The organism is Yersinia pekkanenii, assembly GCF_001152565.1.
Classification (GTDB): domain Bacteria; phylum Pseudomonadota; class Gammaproteobacteria; order Enterobacterales; family Enterobacteriaceae; genus Yersinia; species Yersinia pekkanenii.
In genome coordinates this window covers 1-5,819 of sequence record NZ_CQAZ01000091.1, presented here as the reverse complement: position 1 = coordinate 5,819, position 5,819 = coordinate 1, and the positions used below count along the sequence as shown (strand labels likewise).

Below are 5,819 nucleotides of genomic sequence, written 5' to 3'. Positions count from 1 at the left end.
CAACAAGCTGAATTTCCACCCAATATTTTTTTTGCTTGCCGGTAAACGCATCCGGGCTCTTAGGGCATATTGAAGTAAATGCCGTCGAATTAGTCATTATAAATTCCCTTTATTGAGCATTTTCAGCCGTTCTCGTCAAAGCAAAAGAACTAAATTTCAGTAATTCAGAGATAATAAGGACAGTGATTAAAAGTAAGATGCCGTTGGCATGCAGTTGTTTTAACAGCCAGGGGGCAAATGAAAGTGAGGGAACAACTAATAATAAACGGAGTGGTATCTGTGCGAAAACCAATAAGCGAACTCTTCCCCAGCCGACAAGAAGTAATACAGCAGAAAATATGATGGAAATAGTTAATAAGAGCGATAGCGTAAACATCACAAGCGCTGACATTCCCTGTTGAGGAAGTAATTGGCTGAAACTGGCAATATCATCAATTAGAGGAATGCGGCCCTGCTCTACATTAAGCCAGATAAATCTAACAATATAAAAAACATCCAGCACACCCCAAAATAAACATACTTTCCTGAAGTTCAATTTCATGTTCAGTCCTTTTTCTCATACACGTCATCAGCAACTACAGGCATCCAGTGCCACGATTTTCCACCGACAGCCCAACCATCATCTCCCTCCAGGAATGTTTGCGTAATCTTTCTTTGCGCACCATAACGATGAATAGCCGAAGTATTCGTTATCTCTTCTGTCGCATTAGAAGGCAAAGATCGCCATTCCTGAATTTTATCCCTCTTCGTATTCATGTAGTCTTTTCCATCAGAGCCAAACACTCGCCCTTCATCGCCCATTGATGTCAGTCGATTGATGGCCATAATTGCCGTATTTTTTAACCCATGGTAATCATGATCTAACGTGATCCAGAATCCGGGACCTTCTGCTGGCAATTCATCGGGAAAATCTATCTGAACACTGGCTGGCATTGCGGTATGGATTGGTAGGGTTTTGCCTACAGCATCCGAGGCACCTTCAAACACATCACCCTCACCGGTGGTGATCTTGTATCGGGTAAAAGGTTTTATCTCACCTGACGCTGGATCTTTCAGGGTAAAATTCTCCTTATAACCTTTAGGGAAAGTGACAGGTGGGGTGTCCAGTGTCGCGGGACCAGTCTGGTCAACGTTTGCAGCTTTAAGCAAGATATTCCCCGGACAGCCCAGTTCGATGTTTCCACCGCTGATTTTTATGTACGCCCCACCACAACTTAGGGTCAGCTCCTTACTGGCATTAACCTTCACGCTGCCTTCTGAACTACTGATGGTGACATCTTGCAACGCTGATGCATTGAGCACATCACCCTGAGCCTGAATATCCACTTTTCCGGCTCCGGCATACAACTGCATCCCAGCCCCCTGAGCAAAGAGGCTAACGGTATCACTGGCAGCCACGGTAAATGACTTGCCAGCGCTGATATCCGTATTTTTGCCTGACATAAAACCAATACTTTCACCACCAGAGGCGAGACGAATCGCTTTCGGGCTGACAATACCAATGCCTTCCGGTGCATGCGCCAATATTCCGGCCTCACTCAGCTCTTCCAATGCGTTGTTCAGTTGTAACTGGCTGTCTGTTTCCCCCGGAGTAGCTTGTGCCGCCTGAGCTGCTTTGTTCAGGCTTTTTGCCAGTGACAGTGCCTGCTCCAACTGCCGGATAGCCCCTTGCATATCAAGCATCTGCCCTTGTGTCTGAGGCTGTTTATCCGCACTGATAAACACCCCTTTCCCTCCGCGGATGCTAACCCAATCATCAGTTCGTAGCTCTGCCCCCTCACCGCGGAGAACTCGCTGAGCATCTACATTGTGCCCGAGGTTCAATTGGGTCTTGCCGCCGTACTCGGTGCTGAGCTTGATGTGCTCTTCGCCGCGTTTGTCTTCCATGCGTAGCTTGTTGAAAGCAGGGGTACGGATCACGTTGCGGGTGTTATTTTTTTCGGTTACATGGTCGGTATGACGAGAGTCATGCAGGGCATGGGCGATATACGGACGGTCTGGGTCACCGTCGTGAAACGCGATGGCCACTTCGGTGCCCTGTATCAGCGGGAAGTGAATGCCATACACATCACCACCGTAAGGTTTGGCGAGTCGCACCGGCATACTCTCCTGCCCCTGTGCTTTATCGTCCTGATCTGCATCAAATTTCACCCGGTACAAACCAGAGGTATCCTGCCAGGCATAGATATCGTTGGCCTTCGCGCTGGTCACCCGCGCCATCATGGTGCCGCTGACTTTTGGACGCGGAAGCAATGCCGGACGCCAGCACAGAGTTTCACTGTAGGGTACCGCCATCCAGTTCACCACTAATGCATCCTTGCGGCTGGCACTAAAAAAGGTGCCGGTGATGACGATGCCGTTGTCCATAACGGTGGGAAGCGTCGGAACAATGACAGTTTCGGTTATCGTCAGTACCTGCCCTGGGCTGAGGGTAGCATCATTACCCAAGCCAACAATCGTTGTCTGTACTGATAAAAAGCGCTCATGGTCGAGGCGTGCCAGAAAATTGGCGGTTTCAGCAGTGGGGTCGATTTTATCGCCGGTATCCAGATGGCGAGGTTTGTAGTGATACACGTCACCGTAGGTCACCCCTTCACTCTCGCCGCGTGTCATATCGGTTCTGCCAGACTGAAGTATTTTCTGTGCTTCACGGTGGTTATAATCTTTGGCAGTAACGCTGGCCTGCACCACATTGTGCTGTACACTCACGCCCCAAACCGACTCTGCACCACTGTCACTCATGCCTGACGGGCTGTTCAACGGCAGGTCTTTACCAAACTTATAGGCACTCTGCTTATCAGCGAAGTGCACAACTTCAGTCTGGGTGTCTGGCTGCAAAGTGAAGAAATAAAATATCCCCATCTCTGAGAGCAACCGCTCAATAAATTTAAGGTCTGTCTCTTGATACTGGTTTATTTGCTCACGTTTTGGGTAGGTCTGTTTCAGGACAAACTCATATTCCCAGTCCTTAAAGCCATGTTCCTGAAGTATCTGCCCGACAACTTCCGGTACCGATTTATTGACAAAAAAACGGTGCGTTCGGTACTGGTTATCCAACAATGCGATGAAAGGTTCTAGCGTGATCTGATAATTAACCTGGTCGGCTGAACCCGATATCCGGCGAAAATCTGTGATAACACCGTGTACCACCTTCTGTTCCATCAAACTCTGCAACAAGCCAGTCCCCATCGTCAGCGTTGCTGGTTTGCGCAGTAATTGGTCCGCATCAATATTTTTGTCTGTGCTGGTGAACAGTATATTGTAGCGATATATCTTGCTGAGTCCCTCATTGCCGCTGAAATCTTCGACGTCCAATGGTGACAGGCAGGAAGGAATATCAAGGCGGTAGCGATTCAGAGTAGTTCCGGTGAGTTTTGATAATGTGCTCTGTAGCGTATTAGTAAGATTCATGGGTTTACTCCGTGGTGATAACCTGTATTTCCATGCCCATGCACTCACCATAACCACTGACAGCAAGCAGGCTATTTTACTGGAAATGTAAACAGGTAGAGAAATACTGAGCGGATAGTCAGGGGATATTTATGCGGCAGAAGCAATACTTACCTCGCAGCTTCCCGATCCGTAAGCGGAATGCCATAAACCCGGCTATCTGAAATTTCAATTCCAGCCACTATTCTCCGAGGTACATTGCTTTGCGCTTTAGATGTAAGAACGTAGCCTACAATGAACTGTCCTTTATCCGGAAAAGAGTAAAAAGAGGGAGGAATGCACAACTTCCCATCAGTTACACGAAGCGTGGGGTCAAACGTAATTTTCTTTTCCCTATGAGGTGTACCCCTGGGATTAATCGCAATATTTGCAGGCTGATAATCATCAGCGTTCGGGACCAAAAAACAGATACGATTTTCCGAGATGCTGACCTGAGCATCTTCATCAGGTTGTAATCGATCACCTGAACCAGGGCATCCTGTGAGGATGAATAGACAAGCAAGAGACAGAAGCGCCGGGCGCAAAAAACGATGTTTTATTATGATCACCAGGGAAATCCTCGTAGAGCTTCTGTGTATTTTTGCCGTACCACTCCCTCGCTGATGTCACCCTCAATTGTGACATTCGTTGAATCGAGCAGATCGCGCCATGTATTATAACCTTCGGTCTGTAAAGAAAAATTATCAGCGATAATTTGAGCCTGTTGCTCCATGGGATATTCACACAACAGTCGCCCATCCAACTGGTATCGGTAGCTCACTAGCCAGCTGATTAATCCTCTGGCAATGACATTCATTCCTTTGGCACGCTGCCATACATGGCACATTTCGTGGATAAAAAGATGCTGCAGATGAGGCACTGTTGAGGAAAAATCATCCCGGTACCAGTAGCGAAAATACAGCTCACCATTCGGCGTCATTGCGGTATGTTCATCTTGCAGATTAAAAGGCAGGTAACTACCATGATGGATCCAGACAGTGTGGTACTGGATAGTTGATCCGAAAACTGACTTCGCCAGCTCCGTCTCTCCCGAGGTCAGCAACCGGATACCCCCTTCTTTTAATGTGTCCTTATTTTCCTCAGTCATTACTAAACTCCAGCGTGATCCCGTCGGCTTCATCCCAGCCCAACGTCAGCGAGGTGGTGCGCTGTTGCTCGCTCATACGGCTTAACAGTTGTTGGCTCAATACCGGCAAGATCTGCTGATTCAGCAGGCTGTCGATGTTGCGCGCACCGGTGTCCGGCAGCAGGCAGGCGGTGACCAGCGTGTCGTACAGGCTTTCTTCAATCGTGCAGTGCAGGCCGTAATGCTTGTTCAGGCGTTTAGCGACCTGTGCCAGTTTCATCTCGACGATGGTGCGCAACGCGGTGGCATCCAGTGGCCGGTAGATCAGGGTCTGGAAGCGGGCTAATAGCGCGGGCTGGAAATGGTCGCGCAGGATCGGGCGCAGCAGCTCATGCAGATCGCTATCGTTGTGGTTCAGAGACACCGGCATGCCGTACCGGAATACTTAATCGGTCTGGCGTATCAGCGGCGGTCTCAGCACTCTCCAGACGTAGTGCGGCGTTATGCAACATCAGGCGCACCCCATCCAATTTACTCAGATGTTTGAGCTCTAGCGTTTGCAACTGCGTGCACAACTGTTCCAACGCACGCTCTGCCCGGTACACCTGAGCCAGGTCGCCATAGCACAGTGTCATGGTGCGCCAGACTTGCTGCAATCGGTCACTCAACCAGGCCAATAATTCAACCCGCGCATGCGTTTGCGGCGGCCACAAGGCGCTCCATTGATGAGACAGCAAGCCCGCCAGCAACTCCAGCCCTTCACATAATCCTGCGAGTCCGGCAATGTGAGTTCGCGCCAAAGTAAAATCTACCGTGGTCTGCAACTCAACCCCGTTCTGGCGAAACAGCGCCAGACACAGTTGCTCGACCCTACCCCAATCAACATCCGGACGGGCGGGATGATGTAACTTGCCCATTTCGTTACGTAACGCGCTGAATTCAGCCAAGTGGCGAGGGTCGCCGCCGGTTTTCAGGTGGCGTTCAGGTAAATGTGTCATGGTAATAACTCAAGAAGGGTAAAAGTATCCGATGGTCAGTACAATGACACTCGGGGATCACGATACTGTGGCTACCCAGCGGGCGCGTCTCCATTTCATCCGCCAGCTTCTGGGCATCTATTGTCAGGGTCAGGTCAAGCCAGTGAAGTTGATCTATTCTGATGAGCCCATTACTGTCGCTTTGGCCTTCATTACTGCTCGAATGTTTACACCGGGTTTCATCGTTTTCAACTTTGTAAGGCATGCCCGCAACGGGTTTACCAAGCTCGTCAACGAGCTGAATTTCCACCCAATATTTTTTTTGC

Annotated in this window: 4 protein-coding genes and 3 pseudogenes; all 7 read right to left on the bottom strand. The window is 49.3% G+C overall.

Going from position 1 to position 5,819, the window contains the following annotated elements; genetic code table 11:
• Window positions 1–109 precede the first annotated feature (109 nt).
• Window positions 110–541 carry a hypothetical protein gene (locus tag AEP37_RS22190; RefSeq protein WP_049615359.1) on the bottom strand — a complete coding sequence of 144 codons (432 nt, stop codon included), beginning with the start codon at window positions 539–541 and terminating at the stop codon, window positions 110–112.
• A 2-nt stretch (window positions 542–543) separates the two neighbouring features.
• Entirely contained in the window at window positions 544–3,411 is a 2,868-nt protein-coding gene (locus AEP37_RS22185) for a type VI secretion system Vgr family protein (protein WP_244880830.1), read from the bottom strand.
• 149 nt (window positions 3,412–3,560) lie between these two features.
• Window positions 3,561–3,998 carry a putative T6SS immunity periplasmic lipoprotein gene (locus tag AEP37_RS22180; protein WP_233420407.1) on the bottom strand — a complete coding sequence of 146 codons (438 nt, stop codon included), beginning with the start codon at window positions 3,996–3,998 and terminating at the stop codon, window positions 3,561–3,563.
• Window positions 3,995–4,537 (bottom strand): hypothetical protein, encoded by a 543-nt coding sequence (locus AEP37_RS22175; protein ID WP_049615358.1) that lies wholly within the window; start codon window positions 4,535–4,537, stop codon window positions 3,995–3,997. Before AEP37_RS22175 ends, AEP37_RS22180 begins: the two co-directional genes overlap by 4 nt.
• Window positions 4,530–4,919, bottom strand: a pseudogene (locus AEP37_RS22170) (type VI secretion system ATPase TssH); the annotation flags it as partial. The pseudogene AEP37_RS22170 and the gene AEP37_RS22175, both read right to left, overlap by 8 nt.
• 31 nt (window positions 4,920–4,950) lie before the next feature.
• Window positions 4,951–5,514, bottom strand: a pseudogene (locus AEP37_RS22165) (type VI secretion system ImpA family N-terminal domain-containing protein); the annotation flags it as partial.
• A pseudogene (locus AEP37_RS22160) lies at window positions 5,498–5,819 on the bottom strand (hypothetical protein); the annotation flags it as partial. The pseudogenes AEP37_RS22165 and AEP37_RS22160, both read right to left, overlap by 17 nt.

Bases quoted from the DNA above. Each gene is read 5' to 3' on its own strand.
- AEP37_RS22190 (WP_049615359.1), bottom strand. From the start codon at position 541: ATGAAATTGAACTTCAGGAAAGTATGTTTATTTTGGGGTGTGCTGGAT.
- AEP37_RS22185 (WP_244880830.1), bottom strand. From the start codon at position 3,411: ATGAATCTTACTAATACGCTACAGAGCACATTATCAAAACTCACCGGA.
- AEP37_RS22175 (WP_049615358.1), bottom strand. From the start codon at position 4,537: ATGACTGAGGAAAATAAGGACACATTAAAAGAAGGGGGTATCCGGTTG.